The organism is Clavibacter phaseoli, assembly GCF_021922925.1.
In the GTDB taxonomy this organism is placed as follows: domain Bacteria; phylum Actinomycetota; class Actinomycetes; order Actinomycetales; family Microbacteriaceae; genus Clavibacter; species Clavibacter phaseoli.
The window spans coordinates 2440901-2459619 of record NZ_CP040786.1 but is presented as its reverse complement, the minus strand read 5'-3'; the positions used below and the strand labels follow the sequence as shown (position 1 = coordinate 2459619).

General features: G+C 74.5%; 19 protein-coding genes. 8 read left to right on the top strand and 11 right to left on the bottom strand.

Going from position 1 to position 18719, the window contains the following annotated elements; all coding sequences use genetic code 11:
- Nucleotides 1–191 precede the first annotated feature (191 nt).
- The 3 genes from phnF to FGI33_RS11520 all read left to right on the top strand — a co-directional run bounded on the left by phnF (nucleotide 192) and on the right by FGI33_RS11520 (nucleotide 5084).
- Nucleotides 192–941 carry a phosphonate metabolism transcriptional regulator PhnF gene (phnF, locus tag FGI33_RS11530; RefSeq protein ID WP_119434526.1) on the top strand — a complete coding sequence of 250 codons (750 nt, stop codon included), beginning with the start codon at nucleotides 192–194 and terminating at the stop codon, nucleotides 939–941.
- Between the two features lie 30 nt (nucleotides 942–971).
- Nucleotides 972–2246 (top strand): MFS transporter, encoded by a 1275-nt coding sequence (locus FGI33_RS11525; RefSeq protein ID WP_237581915.1) that lies wholly within the window; start codon nucleotides 972–974, stop codon nucleotides 2244–2246.
- A 105-nt stretch (nucleotides 2247–2351) separates the two neighbouring features.
- Nucleotides 2352–5084, top strand: coding sequence for a phosphoenolpyruvate carboxylase (locus FGI33_RS11520; RefSeq protein ID WP_119434529.1), 2733 nt, complete (start codon nucleotides 2352–2354; stop codon nucleotides 5082–5084).
- Nucleotides 5085–5159: 75 nt separating this feature from the next.
- Here the strand turns inward: FGI33_RS11520 and FGI33_RS11515 are convergent, their stop codons facing one another.
- Nucleotides 5160–6254 (bottom strand): threonine aldolase family protein, encoded by a 1095-nt coding sequence (locus FGI33_RS11515; protein ID WP_119434528.1) that lies wholly within the window; start codon nucleotides 6252–6254, stop codon nucleotides 5160–5162.
- A 57-nt stretch (nucleotides 6255–6311) separates the two neighbouring features.
- On the opposite strand from FGI33_RS11515, the gene FGI33_RS11510 reads away from it, so the two are divergent.
- Nucleotides 6312–7625 (top strand): DUF2254 domain-containing protein, encoded by a 1314-nt coding sequence (locus tag FGI33_RS11510; RefSeq protein ID WP_237581914.1) that lies wholly within the window; start codon nucleotides 6312–6314, stop codon nucleotides 7623–7625.
- A gap of 36 nt (nucleotides 7626–7661) precedes the next feature.
- Here FGI33_RS11510 and FGI33_RS11505 read toward each other — a convergent pair whose 3' ends face one another.
- Both FGI33_RS11505 and FGI33_RS11500 read right to left on the bottom strand, forming a co-directional pair.
- On the bottom strand, nucleotides 7662–8318 hold the full coding sequence (locus tag FGI33_RS11505; protein WP_119435532.1) for an NUDIX domain-containing protein: 657 nt from the start codon (nucleotides 8316–8318) through the stop codon (nucleotides 7662–7664).
- Nucleotides 8319–8401: 83 nt separating this feature from the next.
- Nucleotides 8402–9193, bottom strand: coding sequence for an SDR family NAD(P)-dependent oxidoreductase (locus FGI33_RS11500; protein WP_119435531.1), 792 nt, complete (start codon nucleotides 9191–9193; stop codon nucleotides 8402–8404).
- A gap of 93 nt (nucleotides 9194–9286) precedes the next feature.
- Here FGI33_RS11500 and FGI33_RS11495 point away from each other — a divergent pair, with 93 nt between their 5' ends.
- Entirely contained in the window at nucleotides 9287–9844 is a 558-nt protein-coding gene (locus FGI33_RS11495) for a MarR family winged helix-turn-helix transcriptional regulator (RefSeq protein WP_237581913.1), read from the top strand.
- Here FGI33_RS11495 and FGI33_RS11490 read toward each other — a convergent pair whose 3' ends face one another.
- The 4 genes from FGI33_RS11490 to FGI33_RS11475 are packed head-to-tail and all read right to left on the bottom strand — an operon-like array spanning nucleotide 9845 to nucleotide 12802.
- Nucleotides 9845–11113: an NAD(P)/FAD-dependent oxidoreductase gene (locus FGI33_RS11490; RefSeq protein WP_119434885.1), complete on the bottom strand. Its 1269-nt coding sequence runs from the start codon at nucleotides 11111–11113 to the stop codon at nucleotides 9845–9847.
- A 59-nt stretch (nucleotides 11114–11172) separates the two neighbouring features.
- Nucleotides 11173–11520: a hypothetical protein gene (locus tag FGI33_RS11485; RefSeq protein ID WP_119434886.1), complete on the bottom strand. Its 348-nt coding sequence runs from the start codon at nucleotides 11518–11520 to the stop codon at nucleotides 11173–11175.
- Nucleotides 11517–12182, bottom strand: coding sequence for a hypothetical protein (locus tag FGI33_RS11480; protein ID WP_147359404.1), 666 nt, complete (start codon nucleotides 12180–12182; stop codon nucleotides 11517–11519). The genes FGI33_RS11485 and FGI33_RS11480 overlap by 4 nt, the downstream gene beginning before the upstream one ends.
- The gene (locus FGI33_RS11475) at nucleotides 12179–12802 is read right to left on the bottom strand and encodes an RNA polymerase sigma factor (RefSeq protein WP_119434888.1); all 624 of its coding nucleotides are present in this window, start codon (nucleotides 12800–12802) and stop codon (nucleotides 12179–12181) included. The genes FGI33_RS11480 and FGI33_RS11475 overlap by 4 nt, the downstream gene beginning before the upstream one ends.
- 216 nt (nucleotides 12803–13018) lie before the next feature.
- On the opposite strand from FGI33_RS11475, the gene FGI33_RS11470 reads away from it, so the two are divergent.
- The 3 genes from FGI33_RS11470 to FGI33_RS11460 all read left to right on the top strand — a co-directional run bounded on the left by FGI33_RS11470 (nucleotide 13019) and on the right by FGI33_RS11460 (nucleotide 15474).
- Nucleotides 13019–13468 carry an Asp23/Gls24 family envelope stress response protein gene (locus tag FGI33_RS11470; protein ID WP_119434889.1) on the top strand — a complete coding sequence of 150 codons (450 nt, stop codon included), beginning with the start codon at nucleotides 13019–13021 and terminating at the stop codon, nucleotides 13466–13468.
- Nucleotides 13469–13631: 163 nt separating this feature from the next.
- Nucleotides 13632–14450: an aquaporin Z gene (gene aqpZ, locus FGI33_RS11465; protein ID WP_119434890.1), complete on the top strand. Its 819-nt coding sequence runs from the start codon at nucleotides 13632–13634 to the stop codon at nucleotides 14448–14450.
- A 73-nt stretch (nucleotides 14451–14523) separates the two neighbouring features.
- Nucleotides 14524–15474, top strand: a complete 951-nt coding sequence (locus FGI33_RS11460; protein WP_237581912.1) for an Asp23/Gls24 family envelope stress response protein — start codon at nucleotides 14524–14526, stop codon at nucleotides 15472–15474.
- Between the two features lie 133 nt (nucleotides 15475–15607).
- Here the strand turns inward: FGI33_RS11460 and FGI33_RS11455 are convergent, their stop codons facing one another.
- The 4 genes from FGI33_RS11455 to FGI33_RS11440 all read right to left on the bottom strand — a co-directional run bounded on the left by FGI33_RS11455 (nucleotide 15608) and on the right by FGI33_RS11440 (nucleotide 18612).
- The gene (locus FGI33_RS11455) at nucleotides 15608–16069 is read right to left on the bottom strand and encodes a hypothetical protein (protein ID WP_237581911.1); all 462 of its coding nucleotides are present in this window, start codon (nucleotides 16067–16069) and stop codon (nucleotides 15608–15610) included.
- A gap of 5 nt (nucleotides 16070–16074) precedes the next feature.
- The gene (locus tag FGI33_RS11450; protein ID WP_119434397.1) at nucleotides 16075–16515 is read right to left on the bottom strand and encodes a DUF805 domain-containing protein; all 441 of its coding nucleotides are present in this window, start codon (nucleotides 16513–16515) and stop codon (nucleotides 16075–16077) included.
- 88 nt (nucleotides 16516–16603) lie between these two features.
- On the bottom strand, nucleotides 16604–17734 hold the full coding sequence (locus FGI33_RS11445; RefSeq protein WP_119434396.1) for an ABC transporter permease: 1131 nt from the start codon (nucleotides 17732–17734) through the stop codon (nucleotides 16604–16606).
- Complete coding sequence (locus FGI33_RS11440; protein ID WP_119434395.1) at nucleotides 17731–18612, bottom strand: ABC transporter ATP-binding protein; 882 nt, start codon at nucleotides 18610–18612, stop codon at nucleotides 17731–17733. Before FGI33_RS11440 ends, FGI33_RS11445 begins: the two co-directional genes overlap by 4 nt.
- Nucleotides 18613–18719 lie beyond the last annotated feature (107 nt).

Below are 18719 nucleotides of genomic sequence, written 5' to 3'. Positions count from 1 at the left end.
AAGTTGTCTGCTGATCTAGATAAGTCGAACCTAGCGGCCGACGGCGCGCGGGAGCCCGCCCGCGCGCGTCGAGCCGGTCGCGAGCAGGTGAACAGGTGGGGAACGCGGGCGGCGTCCGGGCGGGCCGCGGCGTCCGGCGGGCGCCTCCCGGCGCGGGTCGGGCGGATCCCGGCCGATAGCATCGACGGGACATGGCGACCCAGAGCAGATCCACGAGCGGGTACTCCGCCTGGCGGCTCATCGCGGAGGAGCTGCGCGCCGAGATCCTGCAGGGCACCGTGCCGGCCGGCGCGAAGCTCTCCTCGGAGAGCGAGCTGGCCGAGCGCTTCGAGGTCCACCGCCACACCGTGCGGCAGGCCGTCGCGGCCCTCGCGACGGACGGGCTCGTCGTCTCGAAGCGCGGCAGCGGCACGTTCGTGACCGCGCACGATGTCATCGTCCACCGCATCGGACTGCGCACCCGGCTCAGCGACAGCCTCGCGGGCCGCGGCAGCGCGGCGGCGGGGGAGCTGCTCGAGTGGGCCGTCGAGGATCCGCCCGCCGACGTCGCCGAGCGCCTCCGCCTCGACGGCCGCCCGGCCCTCCGCCTCGAGACCCTGCGGCTCGTCGACGGTCGGCCCGTCGTGCGCGCGACGTCGTGGCTCGTCGACGAGCTCGTGCCGGGCATCGTGGAGCACTACGGACCGGACGGGTCGATGACGACGGCCCTGCGCGCCGTCGGCGTCGACGACTACCTGCGCTCCGCCACCACCGTGACCGGCCGCCTCGCGACGGCCGCCGAGTCTGCGGAGCTGCGGCTCCCATCCGGCGCGGTCGTGCTCGTGGTCCGCGCCCTCAACACGCTGCCCGACGGCACGCCGCTCCTCATCAACGTCACGCGCTTCGCGGCCGACCGCGTCGAGCTCGACGTGGAGCACGGCAGGGCGCGGCCGGAGGGCTGACCGCCGCCGTCGCGGACGTACGCTGGCACCATGCGGTCATTCCGACGTGCGGGATCCGCGCGCACCCCCGAGCCCGGCGACGGCTCCATGCCCGACACCCGCGGCCCCGCCCGCGCCCCGCGCGCGAAGCTCCCGCGCGACGTGCTCGTCCTCGGCGTCATCGCGTTCTTCGTGATGGTCGGCTTCGGCGTGGTCGTGCCCGTGCTGCCCGTCTACGCCGAGAGCTTCGGCGTCGGCAGCTTCGAGGTCGGCGCCGTCATCTCGGCGTTCGCGCTCATGCGCTTCGTGATGAGCCCGTTCGTCGCGCGCCTCATCGACTGGAGCGGGGAGCGCACCGTGCTCGCGGTGGGCATCGGGATCGTCGCCGTCTCCTCCGGCCTCGCCGGCCTCGCGCAGGACTACGTGCAGCTGCTCCTCCTCCGCGGCGCGGGCGGCATCGGGTCGGCGATGTTCTCGGTGGCCGCGATGACGCTGCTGCTCGGCTCCACGGATCCCACGCGCCGCGCCCGCGCGATCGGCTTCTACCAGGGCGGCTTCCTCATCGGCGGCATGGCCGGCCCCGCGCTCGGCGCCGTGCTCGCGACCATCTCGCTCACCGCTCCCTTCTTCTTCTACGCGGCCACGCTCGCCGTCGCGAGCGTCATCGGGCTGCTCCTGCTGCGGCCGCGCACACGTGACGTCGCCGCGACCGGGACGCCCGAGGTCGTGATCCCGTTCGGCCGCGTGCTGCGCGACCCGCGCTACCGGGCGGCGCTGCTCGCGAACCTCGGCAACGGGTGGGCGTCGATGGGCGTCCGCAGCGCGCTGATCCCGCTGCTCGTCGTGGCCGTGATCGGCGCGGACCCCTCCGCCACCGGCATCGCGTTCGCGTGCGCCGCCGTGGTGCAGGCGCTCGCGCTCGCGCCGGCCGCGCGCTTCGTGGACACGCGCGGTCGCCGGCCCGCGATCGTCGGCGCGTACGGGGTCGCCGGGCTGCTGATGATCGCCATCCCGTTCGCCCCGGACATGGTCGTGCTCACCGTGCTGCTCTGCGTCTACGGCGCGGCCGCGTCGTTCATGGGCACGGCGCCGGCGGCCGCGGTCGGCGACGCCGCGGGCGCCCGCAGCGGACGTCCCGTCGCGGTGTTCTCGATGGTGTCGGACCTCGGCGCGATCGTCGGCCCGCTCGTCGCGGGCTTCCTCGCGGACGCGTTCTCGTACCCGGTCGCCTTCGCGACGGGCGCGGTGCTCCTGCTCGCCGCCTCCGCGTACGCGCTGCTGCGCATGCCGCGGGACGAGCGCGTGGCGGCGCCCGCCGCGGGCTGATCCGGTCGCCCCGCACCTCCTCCGCAGCCGGATCCGCAGCCGGAGCGGTCGCCGCCGGGCGTCATGCGCAGCATCCGGTCCCGCGCTATCCGTATCCTCGACACCGTGACGACTCCCCCGAAGAAGCCGCTTCCCCTCGAGCACGACTCCACCCGCGACGGCACGCGCGACGCCGTCGAGCCGGCGCTCCGCTCCGACGTCAGCCACCTCGGCGGCCTCCTCGGCCAGGTGCTCCGCGAGTCCGGCGGCGACGACCTGCTGCGCGACGTCGAGCGGCTGCGCGAGCTGGTCATCGACGCGTACGAGAGCGCGCGCGACGCCTCCATCGACGACGCCGAGCGGCTGGTCGCGACCTTCACGCCCGAGCGCGCCGAGCAGGTCGCCCGCGCGTTCACCTGCTACTTCCACCTGGCGAACCTCGCCGAGGAGCACCACCGCGTGCGCGTCCTCCGCGAGCGCGAGGCCGCGTCGGGATTCGTGCCCGACTCCATCCCGGACGCCGTCGGCAAGCTCACCGAGGAGCTCGGCCGCGAGGAGGCCATGCGCCGCCTCGGCGAGATGCGCTTCCACCCGGTGCTCACCGCGCACCCGACCGAAGCGCGGCGCCGCGCGGTGGCCACGGGGATCCGCCGCATCGGCGACCTGCTCACCGAGCGCGACGGCGCCATGGCGGGCACGCTCACCGGGCAGGACGTCGACCGCCGGCTGCTCGAGGAGATCGACGGCCTCTGGCGCACGTCGCCGCTCCGCACCACGCGGCCCACGCCGCTCGACGAGGTCCGCACCGCCATGGGCGTCTTCGACCAGACGCTGTTCGAGGTCGTCCCGCGCGTCTACCGCCTGCTCGACGACTGGCTGCTCGGCGATGGGGCCGGCGTGCGCGACGCGGTCGCGCCCGCGTTCTTCCGGCTCGGCAACTGGATCGCGGCGGATCGCGACGGCAACCCGTACGTCACCGCGGCGGTCACCGAGGAGGCCGCGGGCATCGCCAGCGAGCACATCCTGCTGGGGCTCGAGCGCGTCGCCCTCCGCGTCGGCCGCTCGCTCACGCTCGGCGACGCCGACACCCCGCCGAGCGCCGAGCTGCGGGAGCTCGCCGCCGCGCAGGATGCGCTCGCGCCGCACCTCACCGCCCGGATCGGCACGCGCGCCCCGGCCGAGCTGCACCGCCGCGTGCTCCTCGTGATCGCCGGCCGCCTCGCCGCCACGCGCGAGCGACACGACGATCCCATCGCCTACCCGTCCGCCGCCGAGCTGCTCGCCGACCTCCGCGTGCTGCAGGCGTCGCTGCGCGGCGCGGGCGCGCACCGCATCGCGGGCGGCGAGCTGCAGGGCCTCGTCTGGCAGGCCGAGACCTTCGGCTTCCACCTCGCCGAGATGGAGGTGCGCCAGCACTCCCAGGTGCATCGCGAGGCGCTCCGCGAGGTGCTGGCCGTGGCCGACGCCGACGCGTCCGGCGAGCAGGCGCCCGAGCTCGCGCCCATGACGGTCGAGGTGCTCGACGTGTTCCGCACGCTCGCCCGCCTCCAGGAGCGGCACGGCGTCGCGCCGTTCTCCCGCTTCATCGTCTCGTTCACGCAGTCGGCCGACGACATCCGCACGGTGCACGAGCTGGCCGCCCTCGCGCTCGGCTCCGCGGAGGACGCGCCCGTCCTCGACGTCATCCCGCTGTTCGAGACGTTCGCGGACCTCAACGCGAGCACGGAGATCCTCGACGGCATGATCCGGCTGCCCCAGGTCGCGGCCCGCCTCGCGCAGACGGGCCGCAAGCTCGAGGTCATGCTCGGCTACTCCGACTCGTCGAAGGACGTCGGGCCCGTCTCCGCGACGTTCGCGCTGTTCGACGCGCAGGCCCGCATCGCCGCGTGGGCGCGCGAGAACGACATCGAGCTGACGCTCTTCCACGGCCGCGGCGGCGCCCTCGGCCGGGGCGGCGGACCGGCCGACCGCGCGGTCCGGGCGCAGCCGCCGGGATCCGTCGACGGCCGCTTCAAGCTCACCGAGCAGGGCGAGGTGATCTTCGCCCACTACGGCGACAAGCGCATCGCCGCCCGGCACATCGAGCAGATGGCCGCCGCGACGCTGCTCGCCTCCGCGCCGTCGAACGAGGAGCGCAACGCGGCCGCCGCGCACGGATCCGCCGAGATGGTCCGCACGATGGACGAGGCCTCGCGCGCCCGCTTCTTCGAGCTCGTGAAGGCGCCCGGCTTCGCGCCGTGGTTCGCGCAGGTCACGCCGATGGAGGAGATCGGGCTGCTCGCGCTCGGCTCACGGCCCGCCCGCCGCGGGCTGTCGGTCGAGTCGCTCGAGGACCTGCGGGCGATCCCGTGGGTGTTCGCGTGGACGCAGGCGCGCATCAACCTCACGGGCTGGTTCGGCCTCGGATCCGCGCTGGCCGCCGTCGGCGACGAGGACGTGCTCCGGAAGGCCTACGAGGAGTGGCCGCTGTTCACCTCGATGATCGACAACGTCGAGATGTCGCTCGCCAAGACCGACGGCCGCCTCGCGGAGCGCTACCTGGCGCTCGGCGACCGGCCGGATCTCGCGGCGCTCGTCACCGAGGAGATGGAGCTCACGCGCGAGTGGGTGCGGAAGGCCACCGGTCGCGGCGAGATCCTCGAGGGCCGTCCGGTGCTGCGGCGCGCGGTGCGCCTGCGCAGCCCGTACGTCGACGCGCTCTCGCTGCTCCAGCTGCGCGCCCTCCGCGCGCTGCGCACCGCGGACGAGGGATCGCCCGCGCAGGGCGCGCCCGGCCAGGCCGACCCGACGGATCCGGACCACCGGCTCCTGCTGCTCACCGTCAACGGCATCGCGGCGGGGCTGCAGAACACGGGGTGATCCGGGCCGCACTCGCACGACGGCGGCCGGTCCCCGAGGGAGCCGGCCGCCGTCGTCCGTCGTGCGGGGCGCGCGCTACGCCGCCCCGACCTCCCGGCGGATCGCCGCCGCGAACCGGTCGATGTCGTCCTCGGTGGTGTCGAACGAGCACATCCAGCGCACCTCGCGGCGGGCCGGGTCCCAGTCGTAGAAGCGGAACTCGGAGCGGAGGCGGTCGGCGACGCCCTCGGGCAGGATCGCGAACAGGCCGTTCGCCTGCGTCTCCTGCGTGAACTCGACGCCGTCGACGCCGTCCAGCGCGGACCGGAGTCGGGCGGCCATGCCGTTCGCGTGGCGCGCGGAGCGGAGGTAGAGCGGCACGCCGTCGACCTCGGATCCGAGCAGCGCCAGCAGCTGCGCGCTCACGAACCGCATCTTCGAGGCGAGCTGCATGTTGAGCTTGCGCAGGTAGGTCAGCCCCTCCGACGCCTCGGGGTCGAGCACCACGATCGCCTCGCCGTAGAGCAGGCCGTTCTTGGTGCCGCCGAAGCTGACGACGTCGACGCCCGCGTCGGACGTGAACGCGCGGAACGGCGCGTCCAGCGTGGCCGCGGCGTTCGACAGGCGCGCGCCGTCCATGTGCAGGCGCATGCCGCGCTCGTGCGCGTGGTCGGCGATCGCCCGCACCTCGGCCGGCGTGTAGACGGTGCCGAGCTCGGTGGTCTGCGTGATGCTCACGGCGAGCGGCTGCGCGCGGTGCTCGTCGCCCCAGCCCCACGCCTCGCGGTCGATGAGATCGGGCGTGAGCTTGCCGTCCTCGGTGGGCACCTGCAGCAGCTTGATCCCGGCGACGCGCTCGGGGGCGCCGCCCTCGTCGGTGTTGATGTGCGCCGTCGTCGCGCAGACCACGGCGCCCCAGCGCGGCAGCATCGAGAGGAGGCCGGTGACGTTCGCGCCCGTGCCGTTGAAGACGGGGAACGCCTCGGCGCCGCGGCCGAAGTGCTCGCCGACGACCTCCTGGAGGCGGGCCGTGTACGCGTCGCCGCCGTACGCGACCTGGTGCCCGCCGTTCGCGGCGGCGATGGCCTCGAGCACCTCGGGGTGGATCCCGGAGTAGTTGTCGGAGGCGAAGCCGCGGGCGGCGGTGTCGTGGAGGCGGTAGGGGGAGGCGGGGGTGGTGGCGTCGGTCACCTGTCCATCCTCGCCTACGGGCCGTCCCGGCCGTGCGCGTCCGCCTAGCCTTCGAGCATGCGATCCCGGCTCCTCCACGCCCGCGAGTCCTTCTGGCTCCTGCCCGCGCTGCTCGGCCTCGGGGCGGTGGTGCTCGCGCTCGGCCTCGTGGAGGTCGACCGGTTGCTCCTCGCCGCCGGGATCGACGAGATCCCGCTCGTGGAGGACCTGTCGGCGACCGGCGGCCGGGCGATCCTCTCGGCCATCGGCGGCACGATGCTCGGCGTCGCGGCGACCTCGTTCTCCATCACGATCTCGGTGCTCGCGACGACCTCGTCCTCCTACGGGCCGCGGCTGGTGCGGAACTTCATGGCCGACCGCGGCAACCAGGTCGTGCTCGCGGTGCTGACCTCGACGTTCCTGTACTCGCTCATCGTGCTGCGCTCCATCCACACGGAGGAGGACGGCGTGATCGGGTTCGTGCCGGTGCTCGCCGTGAGCGCGGCCGTCCTGCTCGCTGTGGCGGACGTCGCGGTGCTCGTGTACTTCATCCACCACATCGCGATGTCGGTGCAGGTGACGACGCTGCAGACGCGCGTGCTCGCGGACCTCGAGCGCGTGATCGACGTGACGCGGCCGGCGCGGGACGAGGGGACGGACGCCGCGGCGACGGACGGACTCGGCGACCCGGATCCCCAGGGACCCGTGCACGTGGTCCGCGCGGCCGCCACCGGCTACGTCACTGGCGTCGACCTCGCGGCGCTCGTCGCCGACGCGACCCGGCGGGGCGCGCGGCACCGGGTGGTCGCGCTGCCGGGCGCGCACGTGGTGGACGGGGATCCGCTCGTCGAGGTCGTCGGCGGCGACGCGGACGCGGACGACGCGGCCGCCCGCCTCGCGTTCGACCTGCAGCCCGCGCGCACCCCGCACCAGGACATCGACTACGCCGTGCAGCAGATGGTGGAGATCGGCGTGCGCGGCCTCGCCTCCGGCACCAACGACCCGTACACGGCGGTCGGCGCGCTCGACGCCCTGTCCGGCGCGCTCCGCACGCTCTGCCTCCGGCCGACGCCCGAGGTGGACGTGCGGCGCGACGCCGACGGGGTACCGCGTGCGGTGATCCGCTGGCCGCGGCCGACCGCGCTCGTGTCCGAGGCGTTCCTCGCGATCCGCGCGTACGGGGTGGGGCAGGCGATCGTGATGCGCGCGACCCTGCGGCTCGCCGACCGGCTGGCCGCGGTCGCCGACGACGAGGTGCGCGCGACCCTGCACCGCGAGGTCCGGGCGCTCGCCGCCTCCTACGAGCGGACCGACCCCGAGGCCGTGGACGCGGATCCGCTGCGGGCCCGGCTCGCCGACCTCGAGGCGCGGCTGGCGGGCGCGCGCGGCTGAGGGCGGCTCGGGAGCCACGCCGCGGCCGCGCGGCCGCTACTCCGGGAACCCGTGCAGCGCCACGTGCTGGAGCAGGATCACGGTCTTGCCGTCGGCGATGCGGCCGTCGGCGACCATCGCGAGCGCCTCCTCGAGCGTGACCTCGATCCGCTCGATGTCCTCGCCCTCCTCGGCGACGCCGCCGCCCGCGCCCACGACGTCGGCCGGCGTGTAGGACGCGAGGTAGTGGTGCACGCGCTCGGTCACGGATCCGGGGCTCATGAACAGGTCGAACAGGTGCGTGAGCGCGACGACCTCCACGCCGAGCTCCTCGCGGGCCTCGCGGCGGATCGCGTCCTCGGGGCTGTCCTCGTCGAGCAAGCCGGCCGCCGCCTCGACGAGCATGCCGTCGGGGTGGCCGTTGACGTAGGCCGGGTAGCGGAACTGGCGCGTGAGGAGGATCCGGTGCGTGTCGGCCGCGTAGAGCAGCACGGTCGCGCCGTCGCCCCGGTCGTAGGTCTCGCGCTGCTGCTCCTGCCAGGATCCGTCGCGGAGCCGCAGGTCGAGCGTCGTCCGGCGGAGCACGTGCCAGCCGTCGGAGGTGACCTCCACACGCGTCACGACGACGTCCGGGTTCCGATCGAGGTCCGTCCCGCGCAGGTGGAGGCCGGTGCGGCCCCGCGAGTCGGGCACGGTCTCACCGGGGCGCGTCATGCTGCCATCCTCGCGGGGTGCCCGGCGCCGGCGCGTCCGCCGGAGGGCGGACCGCCGCGCGACCCGCCGATCCGCTGACCCGCTCAGATCGTCGTCGTGAGCACCCCGCCGTCCGCGCGGAGGGCGGCGCCGTTGGTCGCGGAGGCGACGGGGCTCGCGAGGTAGGTCACGAGGCTCGCGATCTCGGCGGGTTCCAGGAAGCGCTCCAGCAGCGTCGTGCGGTTCCGGCCGATGATCGCCGCGCGCATCTCGTCCGTCGGCACGCCCTGCGCCGCGGCGATCCCCGCGACGGTCCGGGCGACCCCGTCGGACCAGGTGGGCCCGCCGATCACCGAGTTCACCGTCACTCCCGTGCCGCGCGTGCGCTTGGCGAGTCCGTTGCCGAGCGCGAGCATCGCCGCCTTGCTGACGCCGTAGGGGATCATGTCGGCCGGCACGTCGACGCCCGACTCGCTGCCGACGAAGACGATCCGGCCCCAGCCGCGCGCGAGCATGCCGGGGAGGAGGCGGCGGGAGAGCCGGACGCCGCTCATGAGGTCGACCTCGAGGTAGCGCATCCACTCGGCGTCGTCGGTCGTGTCGACGTCGGCGAGGCCGAAGAGCCCGACGTTGTTGACGAGGACGTCCACCTCGCCCAGCGCGTCGAGAAGGCGCGCGACCTGGCCGGCGTCGGCGAAGTCGGCGACGAGGCCCGCGGGATCCGACCCCGGGTGCTCCTCGCGGAGGCGCGCGACGGCGGCCTCGACGCGCGCGGCGTCCCGCCCGTTGACGGTGACGCGCACGCCCTCGGCGGTGAGCGCGGACGCGATCGAGTAGCCGATGCCCTCCGTCGATCCGCTCACGAACGCCGTCCTGCCCTGCAGCCGCATGTCCATGTCCGCTCCTCCGGTCGCTTGCCTGGTCAACTCATACTGGCGGCGATCGCTTGCGCAGGCAAGTCATCAGCGCGGCTGCCCTAGGCTGGCGGCATGTCGCGCGCCGCCGATCCCGAGGGCCTCCGTCCCGAGCAGCTCGAGGTCTGGGCATCCCTCGCGACGCTCATGCAGCGGCTCCCCGCGGCGCTCGACGCGCAGCTGCAACGCGACAGCGGCGTCACCCACTTCGAGCACGGCGTGCTCCACGCGCTCGACTCCGCGCCCGACCGCACGCTCCGCATGAGCGCGCTCGCGGGTTACGCGGGCTCCACCCTGTCCCGGCTCTCGCGCGCGGCCACGCGGCTCGAGGGCAAGGGGTGGATGCGGCGCTCGACGGACCCGACGGACGGCCGCTTCACGCTCGCGCACCTCACCGACGAGGGCCACGAGCAGGTGACGCGCGCGACGCCCGGGCACCAGGCGCTCGTCCAGCGGCTCGTGTTCGACGCGCTCACCGAGCGGCAGGCGCGGCAGCTCGGGGAGATCAGCCGGCGGCTCGCGGAGGCGGCGGGCGACGCGCCCGCGTGGCGGCCGCCGGGATCCGCGGCGACGGCGACGGACGCCGGTGGCGCGTCCGGTGCGGCCGAGAGCGGCCTCACCGACGCGCCCTGATCAGGCGCGGCCCTGCAGGATCAGGTTCCAGTACACCCACGGGAGCACGTACCGGTCGGCGAGGAACGTGATGCGGCGCTCCTTCGCGAGGCCCTTCCAGCCCGGGATCGTGGGCTTCGGGCGGTAGCGGTCGTCGAACTCGGCGAAGACGACGGTCGAGCGCGAGACCACGAACGGGCACACGGAGTACCCGTCGTACGTCTGCGGCAGCGGCTTCCCCTTCCGCGCCGCGACGAGGTTCTTCGCGACCGCGGTGGTCTGCTGGCGCAGCGCCCCGCCGGACTTCGAGTTGGTCGTCGCGGCGGCGTCGCCGAGCGCCCAGACGTCGGGGAAGCGCGGGTGGCGGAGGGTCAGCGGATCCACCTCCACGAAGCCGCCCGCGTCGCCCGGGGCCGCGAGGCCCGTGCCGGCCAGCCAGTCGGGCGCGGACTGCGGCGGCACCGCGTGCAGCACGTCGTAGGGGAGGGTCTCGCGCCCGGCGTCGGCGAGGCCCTGCTGCGCGGCGTGGTCGGGGCCGAGGAGCGCGCGGGCCCGGTCGACGCCGGCGATCTCGACGGTGCGGGCGACCGGATCCACGCCCACGAGCTCGCGCCCGTACCGCACCTCGATGCCGTACTCGGCGACCTTGCGCTCGAGCTCGGCGTCGACGAGCGGCATGCCGAACATGGTGGGCGTCGGCACGACCAGCACCACGCGGATGTCGTCGAGCACGCCGATCGCGCGCCAGTGGTCGCACGCGAGGTACATGGGCTTCTGCGCCGCCCCCGAGCAGGTGCCGGGGCCGTCGGGCTGCGTGAAGACGACCGTGCCGGAGCGCACGTCGCGCAGCACCTGCGAGGCCTTGCGCGCGTAGTGGTGCTCGTAGTTCGAGATGCCGACGGGCGAGTCCATCGCCTCGGCGAGGCCGGGCACGCGGTCCCAGTCCTTCTGGATGCCGGGGCACACGATGAGGTCGCCGTAGGAGATGCGCGCGCCGGACTCGAGGGCGACCGTCTTCGCGACCGGGTCGATGCCCGCGACGCGGTCCTGGATCCACGTGACGCCCTTCGGCGTGACGGACCCCTGCGGCCGGGTGGCCTGCGACGCCCGCGCGGTGCCGCCCGCCACGTGCGAGAACATCGGCTGGTAGTAGTGCGTGTCGCGCGGCTCGACCACCGCGACGTCGTCGACGCCGTACCGCCGGAGCCGGCCCGCGACCGAGAGCCCCGCGTTCCCCCCGCCGATGACGAGGACGTCGTGGTGCGGGGTCGTGCCGGGGGCAGCGGTCATGGGCTCACCCTAGGCCGGGGGTGCGACATGCGTCCGGGCGGGAGGAGGCGCCGGCCGGGTCAGGCGGGAGGCGCGCCCTCCTCGACCAGGCGGCAGGTGACGCGCACGAGGGCCGTGGCGCCGAGGCCGGGCTCGGCGTCGAGGAGCTCGCGGACGCGCTCGCCGACCGCGCGGATCACGTCCGCGGCGGGGCGGTCGGCGGCCGTCGCGACGTGGGTCGCGACGGTGACGGATCCCTCCCGGCGGTCGACGTCGACGAGCACGTCGGGAGCCTCGAGGCGCAGCCGGCCGGCGATCGCGATGGCGGCGGCCTCGAGCGGGGGCTGCGCGGGGTACACGCCCGTCACGCCGTCGACCGCGCGGACGGCGGCGGTGAGGCGGCGCGAGAGGTCGGCGTCGTCGGTCACGGGCGGTCCTCCTCGGGCGGGGCGGCGGGAGCCGCGTCGGGGTCGCCCGGCGGCCGGATGTCGTCCACGGTCACGTCGATCCCGCCCACGGTCAGCTCGGTGTGCCGGGCGAGCGCCGCGCGGATCCGGGCGCGCAGCCGGTCGGCGACCCCGGCGACGGACAGCGGGAACTCGAGCGCGCACGTCACGTCGACGCGGATCACCGCGCCCGGCGTCGCCACGTCGCCGTCGAGGACGCAGCGGCCCATGATCACGCCGCCCATGCTGTCGCCCGCGCGGCGCACGATGCCGCGGACGGCCGCCTCCGTGATGGTGAGGCGCAGCGTCGGATCCGGGTGGCTGATCGGCACGTCGCGGCCCGAGCGCACCTCGGCGCCGATGGTGTCGAGGAGGCCGGAGATCCACGCGGCGTCGCGGTCGGGATCGCCGTCGGCCTCGCGGCGGAGGCCGGAGGCGGAGAGTTCGGAGAGGCGGGTCAGGTTGGCGAGGGCGAGGCGGCAGGCGGCGGATCCCTCGATGGCGGGGTCGGCCGGCGTGCGTCCGCGGTCGAGGTAGTCGGCGAGCTCCTCCATGGTGCGGCCGTCGACCAGGTCCGCGACGTCGTCGTCGTGGGCAGCGCCGTCGTCGGGCGGATCCGGGCGCGTGCCCGAGGTGTCGGTCATCGCCATGCCTCCAGTTCGCGGAGCAGGGACCGCCGCGCCCGGGCCAGCAGGCCGCGCACGGTGGAGAGGGGGAGGTCGAGCTCGTCCGCGATCTCCTGGTAGCTGAGGTCCGCCGTCTCCCGGAGGAGCCAGCACCTCCGCTGGTCGTCCGGCAGCCTGCCGACAGCGTCCCACACGGCGTCGAGCTGGAGCCGGGTCTCGACGATGCGCTCGGGGCCGCGCGCGGCGGGCGCCGCCGGATCCCAGTCGTCGATATCGTCGTGGTGGCGGCGGACGCGGATCCGGTCGATGGCCTTGTGGGTGACGATGCGGATCAGCCACGAGCGGACGCCCGCGGGGCTCTCGAGCTCGCCGAGCCGGCGCCAGCCCGTGAGGAAGGACTCCTGCACGACGTCGTCGGACTCGATGTCGGAGCCGAGGATGCGCGCCGCGTACACGCGCATGAGCGGTCCGTGGCGTCGGGCCAGCTGCGCGAACGCCTGCACGTCGCCGTCGGCCGCGCGCGACGCGAGGGTGGCGTCGGCGGCGTGGAGGAGCGGATCCTCGTCGGTGCCGATGATCGCCTCCAGCCGGTCTCGTCGTCCGCGGCAGGTGTGCCGGCCGCGCCCCGGACCGAGCATGCCCGACGGCCGCGGGGGCCTCCGGCCGCATGGCCGGAAAGCGCACGCGGGATGCCGCCCGGTGGCCGCGGAGCGAAGCCCGGTCGCTCCCGCCTGGAGGAACGCTGGACGTCCGGGACGAGCCGGGTGCCCGGCCCGTCTCCTTGACGTGCCGGTGATCCAGCCGGCATCGCGGTCCCTCACGGGAGCGCGACCCATCCACCACAGGAGCACCACATGACCGACGTCACCCCCGCCACCGCCTCCAGCCGCGCCGCCGCGAAGCACACCCCCGCCGACTCGGCTGCCGGCAAGAACACGATCGCCGACGGCGTCGTCGAGAAGGTCGCCGGCATCGCGGCCCGCCAGGTGGCCGGCGTCCACGACCTCGGCAACGGCGCGGCCCGTGCCGTCGGCGCGATCCGCAACGTCATCGGCCAGCAGGACCGCGGCCAGGGCATCTCCGTCGAGGTCGGCGAGAAGCAGGTCGCCGCGGACATCGTCGTCGTCGCCGAGTACCCCGTCGCGCTGCAGGACCTCGCCGACCGGATCCGCGAGTCCGTCACCGACGCGATCTCGCAGGTCGTCGGCATGGACGTCACCGAGGTCAACGTCACCGTCTCCGACGTGCACATCCCGTCGGACGACAAGGACGACGACGACGACTCGAAGAGCCGCGTCCAGTAGCACCGCCCGCGCGGACGGGACCGGGTACGCCCCGGTCCCGTCGCCGTGCGCGGGGCGTCCCGTCCCGCGCGACCCGCACCACCCTCCGCATCCCCACCGCCACCAGCATCCGCACCGCCACCAGCATCCGCACCACCGCCAGCACCACAGAGGACACGCACCGATGAGCAAGTCGAGCACCGCCGCGAGGGCGCCCCGCGACACCCCCGCGCAGGGCCGCGGCCAGAAGGCGGCATCCGCCGCGCACCGCCCGTCGGCCGCCGCGCGCTGGGGCGCCGAGGCGTTCGGCACCTTCCTCCTCGTGTTCGGCGGCGTCGGCACCGCGCTGTACGCGTCCGCGTTCCCCGACGACGGCAACGCCACGGGCGTCGGCTTCCTCGGCGTCGCGCTCGCGTTCGGCCTCACCGTCATGGCGGGCGTCGCCGCGGTCGGCGGGATATCCGGCGGCCACTTCAACCCCGCCGTCTCCGTCGGCCTCGCGTTCGCCGGCCGCATCGGCTGGCGCGAGGTGCCCGGCTACGTGATCGCGCAGCTCGTCGGCGGGATCCTCGCCTCCAGCGCCCTCGCCCTCATCGCCGCCGACGGCCCCGCCGGGTACCTCGCCGCGGCCCGGGACGCGGGCTTCGCGTCGAACGGCTACGGCGACGCATCGCCCGGCGGCTTCGGCCTCGCCGCCGTCCTGCTCACCGAGGTGATCCTCACCGCGGTCTTCGTCACCGTGATCCTCGCCGTCACCGGCCAGAAGGCGTACGCGGCCGTCGCGCCGATCGTCATCGGGCTGACGCTCACCCTGATCCACCTCATCAGCATCCCGGTCAGCAACACCTCCGTGAACCCGGCCCGCTCCATCGCGGCCGCGATCTACGGCGGACCCGTCGCGCTCGGGCAGGTGTGGGCGTTCATCGTCGCGCCGCTGGTCGGCGCCGCGATCGCCGGGCTCGCGCACCGCGCGCTGACCCGCGCCGCCGACGTCCCCGCCTGATCGACCGCGCCCGCCCGCGTCTCGCGCACCCCGCGCACCCACCCCGCATCCGCACCACCGAAGGAGCACCGCCGTGAACGACGCCGCACCCGCCATCCGTCCCATCGACCTGACCGGCATCGACGCCGCGCACCCGGAGGGGGAGACGGCCGCGCACCGCATCGGCGTCGCCGCGGCCGAGACCGCCGCGGGCGTCACGGGCGTGCACCACCTCGGCGGCTCGGCCGCGCGGGCGCTCGACGCGGCGTCGCGGGCGATCCGCGGCACGAGCACCGGACCCGGCGTCACGGTCTCCGAGGAGGCCGGCGGCACCGTGATCGACATCGACCTCGTGGTCGAGTACCCGACGCCCGTGCAGGACGTCGTCGACGAGACGCGCGAGCAGGTGGCCCGCGCCGCCCGGCAGATCGCGCCCGGCGCGGTGCGCGTCAACATCCGCGTGACCGACGTGCATGGACCGTTCGACGACGAGCAGTCGCCCGCGGGCGCCGCGCTCGAGAAGGCGAAGGGCGCGGGATCGGACGCGCTCGCGAAGGCCAAGGCGGCCGGATCCGAGGGGCTCGACAGGGCGAAGGCCGCGGGAGCCGAGGCCGCCGACCGTGCCCGCGACGCCGGGGACCGGATCCAGGACGCCTCCGCCGACGCCGCCGCCCGCGCGCAGGACGCCGGATCGCGCGCCGCCGACACGGCCAGGGAGATCGGCTCCGAGGTGGCCGACCGGGCGAAGGCCGCGGGGGCCGTGCTCGCCGACTCCGCGAAGGCGGACGTCGAGGAGACCCGCGAGGCGGCCGAGGAGCGCGACGACCGCGCCGATCGCGCCGACGACGCGGCCGACTTCGACACCTATGCGGAGCAGCCCGCCGGACTCGCGTCGCCTGACGTCACCGTCGTCGTCGATGGCCACGGCGACGGCACCACCCGCGTGGAGGTCGACGGCCCCGCGACGGTCGAGGTGCAGGGCGACCGCGTGGAGGTCGACGGCGCCGCGAGCACCCGCGGCGACGACGAGGCCGACCGCGCCTAGCCGATCCCCCACCCGTCCGCCCGGCCGCCACGACGGCCGGGCGGACTCCGCCTCTAACGCCCGATGCCGGCGAGCGAGCCGACGGTCTTGCCCGCGGGATCCCCGATGAGGCAGTTCGCGATGCGGTCGCCCGTCACCCACCCGTCGGCCGTGGGCGTGTACTCCACGTAGTCGTAGATCGAGTCGTCGTAGGCGGCCTCGACGTAGTCCTCGAAGGCGTCGCCGCACAGCGCGTCGGCCTCCTCGTAGACCGGGTCGGCGCCCGGTAGTCGTCGCCGCCGGACAGCGTCACGTTCCGGAACACCTCGAAGTCGTGCGGCTCGGTGCAGGGGAGCGTGCGCACCTCGGTCACCGGACCGGACTCCGACTCGTCGCCCTGGGCGTGCGCGAGCATCGACGGGTCGTCGAGGCAGTCGCCCTCGCGCAGCGTGAAGACGTCGGTCGTGCCGCCCTCGGTGATCTCGCCGGTCGCGTCGCGCGTCTCCCCGCGGTGGAGGAGGTCGGCGACCTGCTGCGGAGAGCACCCGCTGAGCGCGGCGGCGGCGAGGACGGCGGCGATCGCGACGGGCAGGACGCGGCGGCTGGTGCGGATCACGGGCGTCAGTCGAAGCGCGCGCCGGCGGGGCGGGGTCGGCCGGCCGTCATGATCACGTAGACGATCGTCCCGAGGATCGGAATGAAGTTGATGAACGTCCACGTGCCGCTGCGGTCGACGTCGTGCAGCCGACGCCAGGAGACGGCGAACGACGGGATGAACACCGCCAGCTGGAGCACGCCGAGGACGGCGCCCCACGGGTCCGAGATCATCACCGCGTCGAACGGACCGAGTGGATCGCGGTCGGTGTTCAGGTCGCTCAGGGTCCGGAGCGCGGACGTGGCGACGAACGCCGTGAGCGCCCACCACCAGAACTCGCTCCGGCTCGCGCGCCCGCGGAACGTCGAGTACTTGAGGAAGAACCTCCGCATCGCTTCGCTCCACGATGCGCCGTACAGCGGCAGCTCGAGCGGCGTGCGGGATCCGGGCGGCGTCGCATCGGTCATGCGTCGACCGTAGCGGCGCCCGGCCGCATCCGCAGGGGGAGCGGACGCGGCCGGGCCGTCGGGAGCGCGAGGGTGTCGCGCGGGCGGGTCATCCCTTCAGCGCGTCCTTCAGCTTCACGCGGGATCCGGTGCGGAGCAGCGAGTTGCTGTAGATGCGGGATCCGAGGGCGACCACCACGGCGGTCGTCGCGATGAGCACGGCGAGCGAGACGAGCGGCTCCCACCACTGCGCGGAGCCGAGGAACAGCCGCATCGGCATCCCGACCGGGGCCGAGAACGGCACGTACGACATGATCGTCATCACCACGGGGTTGTCGTTGAAGAAGATGACCGCGAAGTACGGGATCATCACGAGGTACGTGACCGGCGCCGTGACGGCGCCCACGTCCTCCTGGCGGGAGACGAGCGAGGCCGCGGCCGCGAAGAGCGACGCGAGCAGCACGAACCCGAACAGGAAGAACACGACGAACCACAGCACCGCCGGGCCGACGACCGCGAGCAGCGCGGTCTGCTCGGTCACGAGGAGGCCGACGCCCGTCATCAGGGCGATGAGGGCGATCTGCGTGAACGCCAGGATGCTGTTGCCGAGCACCTTGCCCGCGAGCAGCGCCCGCACGGGGATGGTCGACATGAGCAGCTCCACCACGCGGGTCTGCTTCTCCTCCACGACGCTCTGGGCGATGATCTGCCCGAACGTCAGCGCGGAGATGAAGAACACGAGGCCGAACGCGATCGCCACGAGGTAGGCGACGCCCGGGTTGGTGGTCGGCTCGTCGAGGAGCTCGACGCGCGGGGTGTCGGTGAGGGCGCTGACGACGCCGTCGGGCGCGGAGGTGTCGCCGATCACGAGCACGGCGCCGTCGGAGTCCGCCTGCGTGTCGGGGACGACGGCCGCCTCCACGTCGCCGTCGCGCACCATCGCCTGCGCGTCCTCGACGCTGTCGGCGGGCACGGCCTCGAGCGACGAGGCCTGCGCGACCTGCTGCTGGGCGGTGCCGACGACGGCCACGCGCGTGGTGTCGCCGTCGCCGGGGCCGCCGTTCGCGGCGAGGAAGCCGCTGACGACGATGGAGACGAGGATCCCGACGAGCAGGATCCCGGTGCTGATGAGGAACGACTTGCTGCGCAGGCGCATGCGCACCTCGCGGCCCGTCACGAGCATCGTGGACTGGGCGAAGGACGGGGCGGTGCTCCGTCGGGTGACGCTGGTGGTGCTCACTGGACGACCTCCTGGAAGATCTCGCTGAGGGTGGGGCGGCGGCGGGTGAAGCCCGTGACGGATCCGCGGGAGACGGCCTCGGCGAGCACGCGCTGGCGCGCCTCCTCCTCGGCCTCGAAGAGCACGTAGCCGCCGTCGAACTCGACGACCTCGACGCCGGGCACGTCGCGCACCCAGCCGCCGTCGCCCGCGATCTGCAGCTCCGTGAGGGGGCGGCTGTGCTGGTCGCGGAGCTCCTCGCGGTCGCCGGACGCGCGGATCCGGCCCTCGGCGATGACGACCACGTCGTCGCAGAGGCGCTCCACGATGTCGAGCTGGTGCGAGGAGAAGAGCACGGGCACGCCCTGCGCGGCCCGCTCGGTGAGCACGCCGAGGACGGTCTCGACCGCGATCGGGTCGAGGCCCGAGAACGGCTCGTCGAGCACGAGCACCTCGGGGTCGTGCACGAGGCTCGCGGCGATCTGCGCCCGCTGCTGGTTGCCGAGCGACAGCGACTCGATGGGGTCGTTGCGGCGCTCGCCGAGGCTGAGCCGCTCGAGCAGGCGCTCGGTGCTCGCGGTCGCGTCGGCGGCGCTCATGCCGTGCAGGCGGCCGAGGTAGACGATCTGCTCCTGCAGCTTCATCTTCGGGTAGAGGCCGCGCTCCTCGGGCATGTAGCCGAAGGTGCGGCGGCTCGAGGTGCCGAGGTCGCGGCCGTTGAGCGAGACGGTGCCGGAGTCGGCGGTGAGCACGCCGAGCATGATCCGCATGGTGGTGGTCTTGCCGGCGCCGTTGCCGCCGACGAAGCCGGTCAGCCTCCCCGGCCGCACGGTGAAGGACACGTCGTCGAGGACGCGACGGTCCCCGAACGATCGCGTGACGTTCTGGACTTCGAGCACGAATGGCCTCCTCGGTGGGCGTGGGTGATCCGTGCTGCCCACGCTAGGTCCGGGGATGCGCGGGGGCGTCCGCCGTGTGGGGGAACCCGGTGGGGGATGGGCGGCGA

Coding starts and splice junctions, on each gene's coding strand:
- aqpZ (WP_119434890.1), top strand. CDS start 13,632: ATGAGCAAGTCGAGCACCGCCGCGAGGGCGCCCCGCGACACCCCCGCG.
- phnF (WP_119434526.1), top strand. CDS start 192: ATGGCGACCCAGAGCAGATCCACGAGCGGGTACTCCGCCTGGCGGCTC.
- FGI33_RS11480 (WP_147359404.1), bottom strand. CDS start 12,182: ATGACCGACACCTCGGGCACGCGCCCGGATCCGCCCGACGACGGCGCT.
- FGI33_RS11525 (WP_237581915.1), top strand. CDS start 972: ATGCGGTCATTCCGACGTGCGGGATCCGCGCGCACCCCCGAGCCCGGC.
- FGI33_RS11510 (WP_237581914.1), top strand. CDS start 6,312: ATGCGATCCCGGCTCCTCCACGCCCGCGAGTCCTTCTGGCTCCTGCCC.
- FGI33_RS11500 (WP_119435531.1), bottom strand. CDS start 9,193: ATGGACATGCGGCTGCAGGGCAGGACGGCGTTCGTGAGCGGATCGACG.
- FGI33_RS11450 (WP_119434397.1), bottom strand. CDS start 16,515: ATGACCGATGCGACGCCGCCCGGATCCCGCACGCCGCTCGAGCTGCCG.
- FGI33_RS11475 (WP_119434888.1), bottom strand. CDS start 12,802: ATGCTCGGTCCGGGGCGCGGCCGGCACACCTGCCGCGGACGACGAGAC.
- FGI33_RS11505 (WP_119435532.1), bottom strand. CDS start 8,318: ATGACGCGCCCCGGTGAGACCGTGCCCGACTCGCGGGGCCGCACCGGC.
- FGI33_RS11495 (WP_237581913.1), top strand. CDS start 9,287: ATGTCGCGCGCCGCCGATCCCGAGGGCCTCCGTCCCGAGCAGCTCGAG.
- FGI33_RS11490 (WP_119434885.1), bottom strand. CDS start 11,113: ATGACCGCTGCCCCCGGCACGACCCCGCACCACGACGTCCTCGTCATC.
- FGI33_RS11470 (WP_119434889.1), top strand. CDS start 13,019: ATGACCGACGTCACCCCCGCCACCGCCTCCAGCCGCGCCGCCGCGAAG.